Below are 17081 nucleotides of genomic sequence, written 5' to 3' on the forward strand. Positions count from 1 at the left end.
AGCTGAGGCAGTCCCCGAGAAGCCGGCCACAAGCCGGCTTTTTAATTGTCCGAAATAATCCTATCCCATCCGAGAATCCTGCCGATAGCCTAGCTATTGCGGGCGTCTCAAGCACTCCCCTGTCCGATGGTGTTCAACACCATTCGACCTCATCCGACGATGAAGTGGGGGGACAAGTGGGGGGACAAAGGGGCAGCGAGGGAACATCAATGGGTAAGCTGAATCCGAAACAAGTCGAAAACCTGACCGAACCCGGCACCTATGAAGACGGTGATGGACTTCGCTTGGTCGTCAAACCTACCGGGCGTAAATCCTGGCTGCTTCGCTTCCAACTGGCGGGTCGCCGGAGGGAGATGGGCCTGGGCTCGTTCCCTGAGGTGGGTCTCAAGAAAGCCAGACAAGACGCAAGCGCTAAACGCACCCAATTGAGCGATGGCATAGATCCATTAGCCGCTCGCGACATAGAGCGCGCAGCTCAACGGGAAGCCCAGCGAGCAAGTGAAGCCAAGCAACTGAAGTTCGAGACCCTTGCAACGGACTACCGTGATGCTCATGGCGCGGCATGGTCGGAGAAATGGCGCAAAGGGTGGCTGCGGAAGCTGGAGCTTTACGCTTTTGGCCATATAGGCAAGCTGTCAGCCGATGAAATTGGCACTCCTCAGGTACTCAAAGTGCTGCAACCAATTTGGGTTACTAAAACCAGAACAGCCGACGAGGTACGTGGGCAGATCGAACAGGTTTTAGAAGCCGCCAAGGCTCGCAACCTACGAGAGGGTGAGAACCCTGCTCGTTGGCGCGGGCATTTGGAGAACCTTCTGAGCCGCGCAGAAAAGAAGAAGGCTCGCAAGCGTGACCACTTTGAAGCTATGCGGTGGCAGGATGTGCCTACGCTGATGATCAAACTCAGCGCAAACAGCACGCCAGCTTCGTTGGCTGCTCAGCTACTAATAATGACCGGTGCGCGTGCCCACATGGTGAGGTTCGCCCGTTGGGATGAGTTCGACTTGGAAGCTGGCACTTGGTCATTACCCGATGAACGTATGAAAATGCGGGTGGCTTTTGTAATCCCGCTTTCCGAGGAAGTCGTAAAGCTGGTGAAGAACATTCCGCGAGATGAGAGAAGTGCCTTTCTATTTCCGGGACAGGGCAAGACAGGGGTCATGCACGCAAACGCCGTGCGCACGCTCCTGCATGGCATGGGATACAAAAAAATCACTCGGCACGGTTTCAGATCCTCGTTTCGCGACTGGGCGGGGGAATGCACAAATCACCCACGTGAGGTATGCGAAATGGCGTTGGCTCATGACGAGCGAGACCAGACTGAGAGCGCTTATTCGCGAACTGACTTCATGGATAAAAGACGCTTACTCATGAGCGACTGGGCTAAATTCCTAACGACATAAGCGGAACCTCTAATGACTGATCGTAACAAGCTTCCACTTGACAGCTTTTTCTCAAACATTCCCAGAGGATTAGCAGATACCATACAGTGGCAATATGAAAAGCTACAAGAATTAAGCCTCGCCGTTAACGACTCTGAAAATCTCGACGAGTACCTAGATAAGCTTACTCAAGAAATTGAGAGTGGCGACGTCACTCAGGATACTTTAGCAGACATACATGTCGATTCACTATTTACTAAAAATGTAAGAGTTTTTTATCAAGCTCAATTAAAAAAATCTTGCGTTGCCTTCATCCATGCGAGAAAAAAGGTTCATAAAATTCAAGAGACGGCGGTGTGGCCGCTGCTATGCCACGCCAGCTACCTGATAGCGGTAGCAGAATCAGCCGCAGGTGTAGTTTATCAGGAACAAGAAGCTCAAAGAGTCTTAAAAAATGGAGAACCCGGTAGGCAAAAAGGAGGAAAAAAAACTAGCGAATTATATCGTCCGATTCGTGATCGCATGATTGAACTGCTCAGAGAAATTAAGCCTACTGGAGGATGGCGCACAAAGAAGCAAGCGATTGATGCGATACATGGGGAATTGGAAGTATTTATATCGAACACCCCCGAGCTAACCGTCGCAATTCCGGATGTTTACTCGACAGCTGATAAATGGCTTAAAAGCGGAGGGAACCTGGAGATAATCGAGGCTTATAATGCGAATGCTGCAACCGTAAAAAATTAATTAAGAAATAAAAAATGGCGCCTAATTAAGGCGCCATCTCTTATTTCCCTCTTGGACGACCACGATTAGATTTAACTTTCGGGATTTCAGCTCCTTTCCCAAAAGCTCTTCCGCCCTCAGGTATCGCAGACCGAATATAATAGTCAGCCTTGACCAGATAGCTAGCTGCTTTTTTTAAATTGGCCATTAGCTCTGGAGAGCTGTGTGGTATTTCTCCAATCCCACACTCCCGGTAACTGCTCTTGTTCGCATTACAGTTCCAATATCGCCCCTTCCCCTCCGTAACTACTTGCTCCCAATGACGGCCAATTTTCCATCCAGCATTGATATCTCCACGAACCTTAGAGGCATCTAGAAATAGGAGCATATGGTAATGAAATGTATTCATCAGGCCATACTCAAGCTTCCAGACGTAGCCTACGAAAGAACCTTTATATAAACGCACCCTCAAGTCATTAAGTAAAACCTCTCGATGCCTGACCGTCTCTTGGTACGTTATGGGTACATCGCTATCTAGACCATGCTCTCGTCCATACTCCAAATCGACTCGAATGACACGGAGTTTAGATTTATGGTAAAACAGCTTGTCTATAAAAGCATTTAGACTCGCTTGGTTTTTATTTGAGTTCCTAGCGTGATGCCGAATTTCTTTTACAAACGCCTGTTCTTTAGCTGCTTGACGAACCTTTTCAACAAATTGGTTCAGCCTTACAGTAGAGCGATCTAACTCTTCCTCGCTAACAGGATGAAGCAGTTTATCTTCCTCTAGCAGATTCAACCCGAGGGCCTGGACTTGTTTCTTAAAGATTCTGAAGTACGGATTCAATTCACTATGTGGAAATAGCGTATCGAATTTATCGTAGTCAATGCTTATTGCTGCCTTTACAGACGCCGCCAAAGACTTGATTTTGCGCTCCTGCTTTGCACCTCCTTGTAACGTATTGAACAGCGCTCCACTTGAGCTAGCTATCAGCTTTGTTGTTGCAACAACATTCGCCACGTCTCCAATCGCATTAATGGCACTTAATGCGTCTTGGGACGATTTATCAGTTGCTGGCGTAACCATCCCTAACAAGTAGTCATCAACATGGGATTTCAACGCTTCTTCTGGGATTAACATCCTCTTATTCCAAAGTAATTACCGGATAAGAAACCATCACCCTCTTGAAGGGTATTACTCCACCACATCAAAACCAGACACCTTCAGGTGCTTATCCCTACAGGGTAATAACATAAGATCCTAAATTCGAAGTATGAACAGTCGCACCAATAAGCAATATTCCGCCTGCATGACACAAACAATTCAACATAGCTTTAAAAAATCACAACTATAGTTAGTACCTAGCACCCTCCGCCGCTACTGGCTTCGGCGCTTCTTCAGCCAGTCAGTGATACCAGATTCGAACCAGCCAATAGCAGATGCGCCTAACTTCACAGGACGGGGGAACGTGCTATCGAAGCGAGGTGAATTTGGGTCCATACGATCGTAGATCGTGGAGCGACTAAGGCCGATCCGGTCCTGGACCTGACGCAGGCGCAGTATCTTCAAAACGTCGTCAGTGGCAGCTTTCATGTCTGTCTCCTATAGGCCTCAAGCTCGGTGTATTTCGAGCTTATGCGACTGTCCCATCGGAGCGTAGCCAAGCGCTGCCGTGTATTTTTTTACCGCAGCGAACCAATCGCGCAGCCCAACCTGGAGCGCCGTCATCCATCGGTGTCGACGTGGCCTCTGTCAGAGCACTCCTCCTCAGAAAATTGGTTCCTACCTCCTCTAAAGTTAGATCCTTAGCCCGCCAACTCGGGGCTACGCCGGTAATCCCAGCTGAGAAGCCAGCCTAGAAAAAATTGGACATATATCACCATTCTGAGAGGTGGCAATTTCATTTGGATCAGCACACCACCGCTTTTTCGGCCAATCAAAAAATCACCTAAGGGTATAAAAATGATTTGTTCAAGCTGCGATTCCACTCACGTGAAAACGAAGAACTACGGGAAAAAGGTAGGGGGGGCTGTAGGGGGAGTAACGGGCGCCGTTGGAGGCGTGACCGGCGCAATGAGCGGTGCCGAAGCAGGAGCGCTTATCGGCTCATTCGCCGGGCCTATCGGACTGACGTTAGGATCAGTCGCTGGCGCTATCTTTGGCGGGCTGTTGGGCGGAGCAGCGGGCGGGGTCGCGGGAGCGAAGTTGGGCCAGGCCGTCGACGAAGAAGTGCTAGATAACTTCGAATGCTTAGATTGCGGCTTCTGCTTCAGCAGCCGTGTATAGCCCAATTCAGAGCCTACAGTCCTGCATCGTTCAGCAAATCCGAAGGCTTGCAGGCCAAGGATTCGGCGATCTTAACGATATTCAGGAACGTGACGTTCCTTTCTCCTCGCTCAATCTTCCCCATGTGGGACCGGTCAATCCCCGCAAGATCGGCGAGCGCCTCTTGAGAGAGGGACAAGACGTGGCGTCGAGCACGCACCGCTACCCCGAACCGGGCCAGGTTAGCATCTTCGTCGCGCGCACCGGAGACTCTTGTCATGACGACAATGGTGTAGATATGATGCCTATACGGCCACGGTATTTACGACCCATTTTGAGCCGTCTTGAGGAGTAATGTGAAAAAGGTACTTTCTTTTATCGTGATAGGTTTCCTCGCGGCGAGTGGCGCGAATGCCTCAAGCCATGTAGGCCAATGCGTATTCCCTAAAACCAAAATCCTACCCAACGGTAATCTGTCGTTTGTACATGCCATCGACATCTCTGATCAGCCGTCACCAGAGGCAGCTATCAAGCCGCTTGTTTCAATGAAGGCTTATCAAATCAGCGCTGAAGAGAAAGGCTTTATTAAGCTCGTTACGGTTCCGGACTATTCGCTGGCCGACCCACAGGCCAACGCTGGAAAAATCGTAGGGTGGGGAAAGATTCGTGACTTTGACTTCCAAGCACAACGTAACTGCAACTAACTCGTACGACCGCCGCACTTATCAGACTTCTTTTGGGTCTAGACAAATCTCGGAGAGACGATGAGACCTATATTCGGTCCTTTGCTATTGACCACGCTAATGTCCATATCGGCTTGCTCAAAAGCGGATAAACTACCACTCGAAATATCTGTAGGCGAAATGCAAGGCGTCCCTACAATAGTAGTCACCTCTGTCGCTGATAAAGTTAAATTGCTGGGATACACAATAAACAGGGGTAACTGCACCGGCAGATCTGTTTATCAAATGCCCGTAGATATTCTGTTCGGCGGCGAGCTAAAAATATTTGCAAATGGCGGATGCAACATTCGAGAAGTCACTCTAACCACAGACACTGGCGAGATAACTTACTCCAACTAACACAATTCGCTCTGCCTCGTATAAAGATATTCGGCAGAGCGCCCCCTTAAAAGGCCAGACTAAATGTCTGGCCTTTTTTTATGCCCGTCGGGAGAAAATAATGTCGCACTTCATTGAAAATATGGCATACGCCGGAGCTACCCCGTGGCACGGCCTCGGAAACAGACTATCCGAAAAACAACCTATTGAGGTATGGCAGCGCGAAGCAGGCATGGACTGGAAGATTCAGGATAGCCCAGTCCATTTCAAGTCCAACAGCATCAGTGCTATGGGCTCCATTCATACCTTTCCTGAACAGAAGGTACTTTACCGCTCCGACACGAAGGCGCCATTGTCAGTGGTTTCTCAGCGCTACCAGGTCGTGCAGCCGCGGGAGGTATTGGAGTTTTACAGGGATCTTACAGAAGTCTCAGGCTACGAATTGGAAACTGCTGGAGTGCTAAAAGGCGGTCGTAAGTTCTGGGCTTTGGCCCGTACGGGACAAGGTACAACATTGAAGGGCACCGACCATGTGAACTGCTATTTGCTTCTAGCTACCTCATGTGACGGCTCCTTGGCCACCACCGCAACCCCTACCACGGTGCGTGTAGTTTGTAACAACACGCTGGCCATCGCCCTGGATAGCAGCCCATCTGCGATCAAAGTGCCACATAATACCCGCTTCGATCCGCATACAGTAAAGAAGCAACTGGGCATCGCAGTCTCACAATGGGACGGGTTTATGTACCGTATGCGCGCACTGACTGAACGTAAAGTGCAGTGGCATGAGGCTATGGGTTATTTCATGAATGTGGTTTGTGACGTTGCGCCAGAAAGCCCACTACCGAACGTGATCACTAATGAGCGTGCTCTTCGCAGAGTGCAATACCTTTACGAGGGCGCAGGAAGGGGTGCAACTATGCCTTCCGCTAGCGGTACGGCTTGGGGGCTTTTAAACGCAGTAACCGAATATGTCGACCATGAACGTCGTGCTAGAAGCATTGAGTATCGAATGGATTCCGCATGGTTCGGCCAAGGTGCCTCAATGAAGCGGAAAGCGCTCTGCGCTGCATTGGCGCTTGTAGCGTAACGTGGCGTTGCTGCCGCCCTCCAGGACTTACTGGGAGGCCGCAGCAACGAGCAACCTAAGAAGGAGTTGTTCTAATCAAAATCTGAATCGCATTTCTTGGCATTTTATTTTCTGCGCTCTGTATCGAAGACGGGTCAAAATTAATCATCCGCCACGCAATCCCGGCTCAGCCCTAAGGTTCACATGAAACTCTTGAACACCTACGATCATCGTAAGGCCGCAGAGGGAGCCAAATAAAATCTTAATGAAAACAGTCGGTTAGCAAGCGGCGTGACGCCACAGTAGTATTTTTAATTTATTTTGTATTCCTAGCTACGGCAATTTTCACAGACTAGGAATGTACGATCTCGTCGAGCGGAAACCTGTTGAGACAACGCATCAGTTGGCAAACCCTTGAGCTGGCTAGGCATGCCGTCATCCTCTCAACGCTCCAAACTGTAGCGAAAAATTACAACATCGAAATACTTGAGCACTGGCTGTACTGCCTTCTTGCGACATGGAGATATGGCCTCGCCCAGAACAGTATGCGCAGCAGGACAATTCAGCTCGCATCTGCTATCAGCTCAACTTCCGACGGCCGGCTGCGGACTCAGCGGGCGGTTGAGATCGGCCAATTGCTGCCGCATCAGCGGTTACTGGTCTGACTTCGGCAAGGTGTGTTGGTCAGACGCTTACCAACAAGCTACGTGACATCTACTTGCTCGCCAGCTTCAATAGCAGCAGACGGAATGATCAACAGCAGCTCAGACTCATCCACGAGCACGTAAGTTGGACGAATGCCGGACAAGCGCTCACTGCTATCCAAAATGATTTGGACTCCCTCCCCTCGCCTATCCATCATGGCGCTACGCCCTGAAAGATCCCGCTCCTGCTCTGGAACGCTACACTTGGCGAGTAGACTTGTGATCTCTTCGTTTCTCGCTGCTTGGCGGTACGGCAAACTGTCCACTGTCATTGTATTCGGGATCATGCCAGGCGAATAAAGCTCCAACCTGTCGGCAAACATGCGCAACCGAATTTTAGCCCCGTGAATGGCATAGTCACGGTGAGCGACAGCATTCACCAATGCCTCGAAGACGGCTGTCAGATCAAATTGAGGTACATCGTGGCGGCCTTCTTGTTTGCTGGCGAAAACACGCATATTTTTTTTGACGAAGTGACATGCCCCAAGCACCTGCTGGTCAAGCGGGCCCGTAATATCCTGAGCATCGAGTTGATAGGTTTGATCACCTTGCGGCAGTATTTCTGTACCTCTATAAGCGACAGCCTGAATAAAGGCATTAGGCAACCAACGGCGGGGATCTTGAGTTGCCATCAATACGCCGGTAATTGTGGGGCGCAAGACTCCGTCAGTATCGATACGGGCCATAGCCAGCTTGTCGAGAAGAACCTCTCGACTGTCGGTCACACGCGGGCTAGCGAAACGCTGACAGAGATCGGGCTCCAAGTCGTCGAGCGTAGCCCCCGGAACTGGCTGCTCATCAAAGCGGATAATGCGCGCCTGACTACGCTGCTGGAACTGCCGCGCTAGATATTCGGGTGCCATCTCACGTTTGGCGCTACCAACACGATGCATATAGCCTCCAGGGCTTCTATGCACGAAGAGGCTGCGAGGTATTTCTACTTTTATGACGGGTAGCTGCTCACCCGTAGTTGACGGGAGAGTTAACCGTTCAATGACTGGGTTGAGCGCTGGAGTAACAGAGTTAATGCAGATCTCGCGAATAAAATCCTCGACAACGTCTAGCCTATCAAGAGGAATGCCTAAGATTTCTCGTCGGTCGTCCACACCCATGACGCAGACGCCGCCGCGACTATTTGCGAATGCAGCCAACTCGTCGGCCAACGAATCACGGTGGGGGGCAGCAACTCTATTTCCGGAGAGGCGAACCTCCTTCAATTCCAGAAACGAATCTTCACCCAAGCGAATTTTTTCGATCAGGTCATTGGGGTTGTCATACATCGTTAAACCTCTCTTCCCAAGCGTTGGTAACGTCGCTCGAAGGCGTCCTTCCCTCCCTCCATCACCTTGCAGATTTCCTCTCGCATAACCTTGTTCTGCAATGATCCTGACTGGCTGACGAAACACTGATGGTTGAAGTCGAGCACATGAATCATCTCAGCATCGCCATTGACCACAATATTTGGATTGTGGGTCACAATTATGAGCTGACGTCGTTGCTTGTTGGCGCGAATCTGTTGCACCACGAGATCATAGATTAAATGGTTGTCCAAATCGTCTTCAGGCTGGTCAAGAACCAAAGGCTCATCTCCGTGAGCTAGCAAGAAGGCCAACATAGCTGCGGCGCGCTGGCCAGCCGAAGCCTGTCCGATTGACTGAAAATCTTTTCCGTTGCCTTTTCGACTGTATTCTACCTGCAAGCCATCCTCGGGAAACCAGCACTGAATGTGATTGATTAGTTCGGGGCGCTTTTCGGCTTCACCTGTTAGGTATTTATTGAACCAGCTGCCAAAGTCACCTGAACCGCGACATCCTGACACCAAGCGATTTTGTAGTACCTTGATAGCCTCCTCAAGGTGCTGCGTGACAGACTCTCCGGGTGCCTCAAACAGATCGGCAGTCAACAGCAAGTCGGCAACAAGTCCCTTAGCGGGGGTATCACCCTGTGGTTCGGTATAGATATCATCCTTAAACTTGTCTGGCACGCCCAATAAGTCACGTACCGAGCGATCTATGGCCTGGGCATTGCGACCATAAGGAATTAAAGTCATCCGAACAAAGCTATTTTCTGCCAGTGTTTCCTCAAGGAATTGCTTGCGTGTCGCACTGATGGCCTGGCGTGCTTGCCAAACATGTTCCAACTGCGATTTGGCGTGTGTTCTCAAGTCGTCAAACTGTTTCTTAAGTGCATCTAGGCGTTTGACCTCTGTATCCAGACGTTGCCGCTCCTGCACCAGACGGCCATATTCGCTCGGATCATTTACTCCCTGGCTCTGCAAATCTGTTTTCAGGGATTCATAATTGACTCTTGCCCCGACAACCTGAACTTGCCAGCGACTCTGCAGCAATTGCTCTCTGAGCGCGCTACTGCTGTCGACTAATTGCTGGGCTATGGCCTCTACTTGTGCTTGCGCTTGTGCAATTGAAGAGGCTAGCTTCTGAACAATCGCCAATGCCTCGCTATCGACCAAAGGGTCGAAAACGCCTTCAGGCAAATCTTCGGCGAGTAATTCTTCCGCCACCCCCCGCAGACGGTCTGCAGTTTCGACCACGGTATCGAACTGCCGGTCCATCTCTCGGGTTTGGCGGCTAGTCCGCTGATACGCCTTCAGCACTTCTGCATGGTGAGCAGCCTCAAAACGCGCGAGCTTACGCTGCACATCCTGCAGAGTTAGATTCAGTGCCTCCCGTCCTTTGAGCCTACCATTCAGCTCGCGCAATTTGGCACAGGTACTGAAGAATCCACTTTTGGCATCATCAAATAGTTTTTTTGCAGAGTCCGATCCAGCAGCTTCGTCTATGACTTGTAAAAGGGATTGCTGGCTGTCACCCGCCAACGCTGCGATTTGGCCTTGACTGAACAAACGTACCGGAAAGCGTTGTTCGGTAACGGCTTGGCTCTCAGATGCTTTCCATTGAGAGGTGATTTCATCCCATTCCTCAACGGCCTCCCCTTGCCCATCTTGCTGCCAAAACAAACGATAGCGAATGCCGTCGCGGCTAAGAGTCAGCGTAATGTGCGTAGTCGGGAGCAGGCCGCCCAAATCACTCCGAGTCCGTGCAACTTTGTTGAAACGCACAAAGGTCTCGCTTGCCTCGCCGCTTGCTCCTAGCTCACGTTCTCGTCGGTAGGCTAACCGTAGAGCGTGCACGATTGTGGACTTGCCAGTACCCCTGCCGCCAACCAACGCATTTAAATAGGGGTTGAATGCCAGTCGGGTGGGTTTGTTACCGCGCCCCATAAAACGAGCATCGGCTATCTCGATAGCCTCGATAAAGTGTTCCGGCCTGTCAAACGGGGAAAAAGGTTCGATGTCATCGCTACGGCGAACCGAAACACCTTGCCCATCCAATAGGGCCAGACGTAGGCCCTCCAGAGAAGGCTTGGCCATCTTGATCCAGGTATAGCGTGAGCCAGGTACGGCGGGGCCTTGAAAGGTATGGCAGTCAGAGCCAATTACTTCAGCCCAGTTCAATTTTGACTGGATGTAGGCTGATGGCTTAGGAGACGCTGGGGTCAACACCTCCATGGCTAACACACCAGGATTGCTCAACAACAGCTCTACAGTTTGATGGTCGAGGACAGACTGGATGGAACCCTCTGCTTTGAGTTGCAGCAAACCCTTACTAGCATCGGCATGGGCAGGAATAGGTAGCGCAGCAGCCTCTAGTACGGCCTGCACTACATCTGCTGCGCTTCGGCGGGTGACACCATCGCTATCTCCTTTCGTACCGCTGTAATCGACTCTGCCCAACAGCGAATCGATGTCACTGGTCGTGGCATCGATACCGAAAATCGCTAGCAGGTGGAAGCCTCCGTTAACAGAAAGCTCTACCCCAGGAAACAAATGCAGTTCTCGAAACCCCTCAGGCGGATCTTCTTGCATTGTCGCGTAAGCGATCTTTAACTTGTCTATCCAGGCCCCGCTGTTGTGGTCAGTAATCGCCACACAGTCGACACCAGCTGCCATGTACTTCAGAAGCCACTGCTTAGCAGACAGCTCGTCAATGGTCCCCATCGCTCGCTGCCAAGCATCCGTATCCTTGGACGCGGGGGTGTGCGTATGGAAGTCAAATTTCCACCAGCGTGCGCCGGGGTAAGTCCATTGAAAGCTCATTGAAATTCCTTAAGTCGGGCACACGCCGCGATTCTGCGGAGTCTTCGGGCATTTTTTGTTACTAATCAATGGACACCGTTGATCACCTAGCATGTCGGTTCCCCCCTTGAATCTAACCTTTATCTAGCGCTTTGGAGACTGAATTTTCCTTCCAGAAAAGGCAGACCTTGATCATCTAAGTCGCTGAATCGGAGCTCGACCCCAGCTCATCGACCAAATACGTTCGACTTTACCATTGAACGTTGCAGCGCCCGCGCGCAGAAATCTCTCGACCCCAAACCTAGCACCAAGGATTGTAGTTGCTTGATGCCCAACTCCACTTCAGAGCTGTGTCGAGAATCCGGCGAGAAAATTTCACCCTGACGCAAACGACGTGCGGCCAGCCAAATCTCTAGCATGTCATGCGTCAGCGCCTTCACCCGATTGGCGAACAGAATAATCACAGTACGGCTTCACCGCTCCGCCTCCCCCTACAACCCGTGCCGCTCAGTTGAGTGCGTTGCCAATTCACTAACACGAACCTTAGTGCAAAGCCGGACCGTATTGCTCCCTCGGCCCCAAACTCGCAATCAGCTATCGGTGAGCAGGATGATAGACTCTCGCAATTTTGGCGCCCGTGACGTGCCATCACTACTCAAAGGAATTTCGATGTCTGCTCTATCAGTCCTTCTTGATGCCTATCGCAGAGCCTCCGCCAGCGAGCGTGAAAAGGGCACCTACTTTGAGGAGCTGATCTGCACTTATCTTCGTAATGAAGCGTCCTATCGTGATCTATACGAGAAGGTTTGGACTTACTCAGATTGGGCGCAGGAGCAAGGTCTGGACAAGCGCGACACAGGCATCGACCTGGTAGCTAAAACCCAAGGCACAGGTGAGTACCACGCAATCCAGTGCAAGCTGTACGCTGAAGACTATCGAGTACAGAAGAAGGATATTGACAGTTTTTTCACCGCCTCTGGAAAAAAGCCTTTTATCCATCGGATCATCGTAGCCACTACCAACAATTGGAGTGAACACGCCAACGATGCATTGCAAAACCAGCATCAGACGGTCAGTAAAATTGATCTAAATGACCTTGAAAACAGCCAGATCGACTGGGCGAGGTACCAACCCAGCAAGACACCTGTTCTCAAGGAAAAAAAGAAGCTGCGTGACCATCAGCAAACCGCTCTCAATGCCACCAAGTTCGGTTTGGAAACAGCCAGTCGCGGCAAGTTGATCATGGCTTGCGGTACTGGAAAAACCTTCACCAGCCTGAAAATCGCAGAGCAGCTTGCGGGTCGTGGCAAGCGCGTCCTTTTTCTGGTGCCCAGCTTGTCATTGCTCTCACAGACTCTTACTGAGTGGACACAAGAGAGTGAAATTCCGTTACATAGTTTTGCAGTCTGCTCCGACAGTGATGTAGGTAAGAAACGCAAGCAAGATGACGATGTGGTGCAGACGTTCACCCACGAACTGCGCTACCCGGCGACAACCGACCCCCTGCGCCTAGCATCGGAAATGGCTAAACGTCATGACGATGAGCACATGAGCGTGGTGTTCTCCACCTATCACTCAATTGATGTGATTAGTCGTGCGCAGCGTGAAAAGGAGCTCGCGGATTTTGACTTGGTAATTTGCGACGAAGCCCACCGCACCACAGGAGCGACCTTTGGTGAGGACGACGAAAGCAATTTTGTCAAAATCCATGATGCCGATTACCTCCGCGCGGCCAAGCGCTTGTACATGACTGCCACTCCACGCATCTATGGCGACAACGCCAAGATCAAGGCCGAATCTGAAGACGTAACACTGTGCTCGATGGATGATGAAACTCTTTATGGTAAGGAGTTACACGTCATCACCTTCTCCGAGGCAGTACAGCGTGGCCTCTTGGTTGATTACAAGGTGTTGGTTCTAGCAGTGGAAGAAAGCCATGTCAGCCGCAGCTTGCAGAAAATGTTGGCCAGCGAAGACAACCAGCTAAAGGTCGATGATGCGGCCAAAATCATCGGGTGCTGGAAGGCCCTCGCCAAGCAAAGCGTGGCCGAGGATCTAGTAGGCGATAGTGAACCTATGAAACGCGCCGTAGCCTTCTGCCAGGTAATTGAACCTAATTACAAAGGCAGCAAGCACAAGGTCAGCTCCAAGAACATCTCCAGTATGTTCCAGTCCGTCGTTGAGGCTTACCAAGAGTCAGAAAACGTTGAGGAGGCATCCCGTCTGACCTGCGAAGCTGCCCACGTGGACGGTGGCATGAATGCCAGCCAGAAAGAAGAGAAGCTAACCTGGCTAAAGGCTGAAGCTCCGGAAAATACCTGCCGAATTCTCAGTAACGTTCGCTGCCTATCTGAGGGCGTGGATGTGCCTGCACTGGACGCAGTGCTATTCCTAACTCCGCGTAACTCACAGGTAGATGTTGTGCAGTCAGTTGGGCGGGTGATGCGTAACGCCCCCGGCAAGAAGCGCGGCTATGTGATTCTACCGGTGGTGATTCCAGCAGGCGTTGAGGCACACGACGCGCTCAACGATAACCATACCTACAAGGTTGTTTGGCAGGTATTGCAGGCCCTGCGCTCCCACGATGACACCTTCGATGCAATGGTGAACAAGATCGACCTGATCGGTCATGACACACGCAAGATGGAAGTCATCGCCATCACCGATAAGGTTGAAAAGAAGCAGAAGCGAAGCTCTGGAACAAAAAATAAGGAGGCTGGTAAAGGTCAGTACGGCATTGGCAGCAAGAGCAAGCACGATGTCGAGGGCCAGATGACCCAACAGGCGGATTTGACTTACGAGGTTGGGGATATTGAGCGTGCGATCTACGCCAAGATCGTGCAGAAGTGCGGGAACCGTCACCACTGGGAAGACTGGGCCAACGATATCGCAAAGATTGCCCGCACCCACATTGACCGCATCCAAGGCATTCTGGAAAACCCAGAACATGTCTCAGAGAAAGCTGCCTTTGAAGTATTTTCTAACGAACTACGGGATGATCTGAACGACAGCATTAGCGATGGTGACATCATCGAAATGCTGGCTCAGCATTTGATCACCAAACCGGTCTTCGATGCTCTTTTTGAAGACTATAGCTTCGCCAAGCACAACCCCATGTCACAAGCGATGCAAGGTATTCTGGATGCGTTGAACGAGCATCACCTGGATAAGGAAGCCGACACGCTTGAGAAATTCTATGCCAGCGTTAAGCAGCGTGCGGAAGGTATCGACAACGCCGCAGGCAAGCAGAAGATCGTCGTCGAGCTATACGACAAATTCTTCCGTAACGCCTTTCCGCGCATGACCGAACGTCTGGGCATTGTCTATACACCAGTCGAAGTGGTGGACTTCATCATCCACAGCGTCAATGACGTTCTAAAAAGTGAGTTCGGGCAGACCTTGGGAAGTGATGGCGTCCACATCATCGACCCATTCACCGGCACCGGAACCTTCATTACCCGACTATTGCAATCTGGCTTGATGACCCCCGAACAAATCAGGAACAAGTACCGGGGCCAGATCCATGCCAACGAACTGGTATTACTGGCCTACTACATTGCTGCAATTAATATCGAGGCGGTGTACCACAGCCTAGTCGGCGGCGACTATGTACCCTTCGAGGGCATTTGCCTCACCGACACCTTCCAAATGTATGAAAAGGAAGACATGGTGGACGCGTTGTTGGAGCAGAACAGCGCACGACGCAAGAAGCAGAAGCAGTTGGATATCCGCGTGATTATCGGCAATCCGCCGTATTCAGTGGGACAAGCGAGTGAGAACGACAACAACGATAATGTGGCATACCCACATCTCGATAGTCGCATCCGAAATACCTATGCGGCACGCTCAAAAGCGACACTGGCCAAAGGTTTATACGATAGTTATATCCGAGCCATTCGATGGGCCAGCGACCGCATTGGCGACAGCGGTGTGATTGGTTTTGTCACCAACGCAGGGTTTATCGAAGCTAGCACCGCAGATGGTCTTCGCCAGTGTCTGGCTGAAGAGTTCTCCAGCATTTATGTGTTCCATCTACGGGGTAATGCCCGTACATCCGGCGAGCTACGTCGCAAAGAAAAAGACAATGTATTTGATGTGGGCAGTCGCGCTCCGATTGCCATTTCCCTGCTGGTTAAGAATCCCGAAGCCAAGCAGCACGGGCAGATTTACTTTCACGACATCGGTGATTATCTGACTCGTGAGGAAAAGCTAGAAAAGATAAGCGGCTTTGCCAGCATAGGCGGTATTACGACAGCGAAAGGCTGGCACGCCGTTACCCCAGACGCTCATGGGGACTGGTTGAAGCAGCGCGACGACAGTTTTAGTGAGTTCATTGTTCTTGGGGACAAGAAAGGTAACGACACCAAGCTATTCGCCAATTTCTCTCAGGGCGTGCTTACAGCCCGTGACGCCTGGTGCTATAACGCCAGCAAAACCGGTGTTGCGGACAACATGGGACGCATGATCGGCTTCTATGAGTCAGAGGTGGAACGCTTCAACACTGTACATGGCGGGCTAGATAAGAAGGGCCGTGAAGCTAAGGTCGAGGGCTTTATCAATACTGACCCGGCGTCCATCAGCTGGACACGAGCCTTGAAACAAGAGTTAGTAAAAGATCGACGCTTTGCCTTCGAGGAAAATTGCCTTACCCCAAGCTTGTACCGCCCCTTCACTAAGCAATGGCAGTATTTCAACCGTCGATTCAATGAAATGGTTTACCAGATGCCACGTATCTTCCCTGATGCTACAGCAAAAAATCGGGTGATCTTGGTTAAAGCTCGTTGGTCAGAAGGCCAGATTGCACTGATGACCGATCACGTCTCAGCGTTCACCCCGGATGGCGGAGAGCAATGCTTCCCTCTCTATATTTACGATGATGCCTCCGACGACAGCGAGGCAGAATCTTCGCAAGCTGGACTTTTTGATGCGGTAGCCCCAACTCAACGCCAGCGCCGCGATGCCCTCACCGACGAAGGTCTGGCACATTTCCACGCGGCCTATCCAGGCGAGCAGATTAGCAAGGAGGATGTGTTCTATTACGTCTACGGTCTGCTGCACTCGCCGGAGTATCGCGAAACATACGCTGACAATCTGGCTAAGGAATTACCCCGCATCCCCTGCGTGAAAGGTGCTGACGGTTTTTGGGGCTTTTCCAAGGCGGGCCGCACACTTGCCGAACTGCACATCAACTACGAAAAAGTCACCCCCTACCCGGCGACGGTGGTCGGCGGCAACCAGCCCAGCGATTACCGGGTCGAGAAGATGAGATACGGAAAGGGCAAGGACAAAACGACTCTGCACTACAACGATAGGATCACCGTCACCGGCATCCCATTAGAAGCTTACGAGTATGTAGTCACCGGCAAGCCCGCCTTGGATTGGGTTATGGAGCGTCAGTGCGTGAAGGTGGAAAAAGCTAGCGGCATCGTGAATGATGCTAACGACTGGGCAATTGAGACAATGAACAACCCTCGTTATCCGCTGGAGTTGTTTTTGCGCGTGATCACGGTCAGCCTGGAAACAATGAAAATCGTTAAAGCGCTGCCACCATTGGGTATTTGATAACCAGCTCTGCCATTAGGGGGCAACCAGAAGAGCATGATTGCCCCTGCAAGCTTTTTTACAATCTACATCAACTAAGCCCGTTCTTTTGTTCCGCGCAGGACGCCCCATATTCACCTGCGATAAAAAATACATACTTTTCTGACGTCGTCAGCATCGTGCCAAAGTGGTCTATATCTGAAGCACTGCGACATAGAAATGAACCACTGTGCAAC

At 51.1% G+C, this 17081-nt stretch carries 11 protein-coding genes; 5 read left to right on the forward strand and 6 right to left on the reverse strand.

The window, feature by feature from the left end:
* Positions 1–209 precede the first annotated feature (209 nt).
* The gene (locus C4J84_RS22690) at positions 210–1403 is read left to right on the forward strand and encodes an integrase arm-type DNA-binding domain-containing protein (RefSeq protein ID WP_124436147.1); all 1194 of its coding nucleotides are present in this window, start codon (positions 210–212) and stop codon (positions 1401–1403) included.
* A 12-nt stretch (positions 1404–1415) separates the two neighbouring features.
* A complete protein-coding gene (locus C4J84_RS22695; RefSeq protein WP_124436148.1) occupies positions 1416–2129 on the forward strand; it encodes a hypothetical protein in 714 nt (237 codons plus the stop codon).
* A 40-nt stretch (positions 2130–2169) separates the two neighbouring features.
* Here the strand turns inward: C4J84_RS22695 and C4J84_RS22700 are convergent, their stop codons facing one another.
* From C4J84_RS22700 to C4J84_RS22715, 3 genes are all read right to left on the reverse strand, one after another.
* On the reverse strand, positions 2170–3249 hold the full coding sequence (locus C4J84_RS22700; protein ID WP_124436149.1) for an inovirus-type Gp2 protein: 1080 nt from the start codon (positions 3247–3249) through the stop codon (positions 2170–2172).
* Between the two features lie 237 nt (positions 3250–3486).
* On the reverse strand, positions 3487–3702 hold the full coding sequence (locus tag C4J84_RS22705) for an AlpA family transcriptional regulator (protein WP_124436150.1): 216 nt from the start codon (positions 3700–3702) through the stop codon (positions 3487–3489).
* A 706-nt stretch (positions 3703–4408) separates the two neighbouring features.
* A complete protein-coding gene (locus C4J84_RS22715; RefSeq protein WP_124436151.1) occupies positions 4409–4654 on the reverse strand; it encodes a helix-turn-helix domain-containing protein in 246 nt (81 codons plus the stop codon).
* 76 nt (positions 4655–4730) lie between these two features.
* Here C4J84_RS22715 and C4J84_RS22720 point away from each other — a divergent pair, with 76 nt between their 5' ends.
* Together C4J84_RS22720 and C4J84_RS22725 are read left to right on the forward strand one after the other, a co-directional pair.
* A complete protein-coding gene (locus C4J84_RS22720; protein ID WP_124436152.1) occupies positions 4731–5078 on the forward strand; it encodes a hypothetical protein in 348 nt (115 codons plus the stop codon).
* 478 nt (positions 5079–5556) lie between these two features.
* On the forward strand, positions 5557–6525 hold the full coding sequence (locus tag C4J84_RS22725; RefSeq protein WP_124436153.1) for a DUF932 domain-containing protein: 969 nt from the start codon (positions 5557–5559) through the stop codon (positions 6523–6525).
* 682 nt (positions 6526–7207) lie between these two features.
* Here the strand turns inward: C4J84_RS22725 and C4J84_RS22735 are convergent.
* The 3 genes from C4J84_RS22735 to tnpB all read right to left on the reverse strand — a co-directional run bounded on the left by C4J84_RS22735 (position 7208) and on the right by tnpB (position 11768).
* Positions 7208–8488 carry an ATP-binding protein gene (locus tag C4J84_RS22735; RefSeq protein WP_124436154.1) on the reverse strand — a complete coding sequence of 427 codons (1281 nt, stop codon included), beginning with the start codon at positions 8486–8488 and terminating at the stop codon, positions 7208–7210.
* A 2-nt stretch (positions 8489–8490) separates the two neighbouring features.
* A complete protein-coding gene (locus tag C4J84_RS22740; RefSeq protein WP_124436155.1) occupies positions 8491–11325 on the reverse strand; it encodes a TrlF family AAA-like ATPase in 2835 nt (944 codons plus the stop codon).
* A 206-nt stretch (positions 11326–11531) separates the two neighbouring features.
* Positions 11532–11768, reverse strand: a complete 237-nt coding sequence (gene tnpB / locus C4J84_RS22745; RefSeq protein ID WP_164487820.1) for an IS66 family insertion sequence element accessory protein TnpB — start codon at positions 11766–11768, stop codon at positions 11532–11534.
* A gap of 205 nt (positions 11769–11973) precedes the next feature.
* Here tnpB and C4J84_RS22750 point away from each other — a divergent pair, with 205 nt between their 5' ends.
* Positions 11974–16866 carry a type ISP restriction/modification enzyme gene (locus C4J84_RS22750; RefSeq protein WP_124436156.1) on the forward strand — a complete coding sequence of 1631 codons (4893 nt, stop codon included), beginning with the start codon at positions 11974–11976 and terminating at the stop codon, positions 16864–16866.
* The last annotated feature ends 215 nt before the right edge of the window (positions 16867–17081 follow it).

This window comes from Pseudomonas sp. R11-23-07 (genome assembly GCF_003852295.1).
GTDB lineage: Bacteria > Pseudomonadota > Gammaproteobacteria > Pseudomonadales > Pseudomonadaceae > Aquipseudomonas.

Coding starts and splice junctions, on each gene's coding strand:
- C4J84_RS22690 (WP_124436147.1), top strand. CDS start 210: ATGGGTAAGCTGAATCCGAAACAAGTCGAAAACCTGACCGAACCCGGC.
- C4J84_RS22695 (WP_124436148.1), top strand. CDS start 1,416: ATGACTGATCGTAACAAGCTTCCACTTGACAGCTTTTTCTCAAACATT.
- C4J84_RS22700 (WP_124436149.1), bottom strand. CDS start 3,249: ATGTTAATCCCAGAAGAAGCGTTGAAATCCCATGTTGATGACTACTTG.
- C4J84_RS22705 (WP_124436150.1), bottom strand. CDS start 3,702: ATGAAAGCTGCCACTGACGACGTTTTGAAGATACTGCGCCTGCGTCAG.
- C4J84_RS22715 (WP_124436151.1), bottom strand. CDS start 4,654: ATGACAAGAGTCTCCGGTGCGCGCGACGAAGATGCTAACCTGGCCCGG.
- C4J84_RS22725 (WP_124436153.1), top strand. CDS start 5,557: ATGTCGCACTTCATTGAAAATATGGCATACGCCGGAGCTACCCCGTGG.
- C4J84_RS22735 (WP_124436154.1), bottom strand. CDS start 8,488: ATGTATGACAACCCCAATGACCTGATCGAAAAAATTCGCTTGGGTGAA.
- C4J84_RS22740 (WP_124436155.1), bottom strand. CDS start 11,325: ATGAGCTTTCAATGGACTTACCCCGGCGCACGCTGGTGGAAATTTGAC.
- C4J84_RS22750 (WP_124436156.1), top strand. CDS start 11,974: ATGTCTGCTCTATCAGTCCTTCTTGATGCCTATCGCAGAGCCTCCGCC.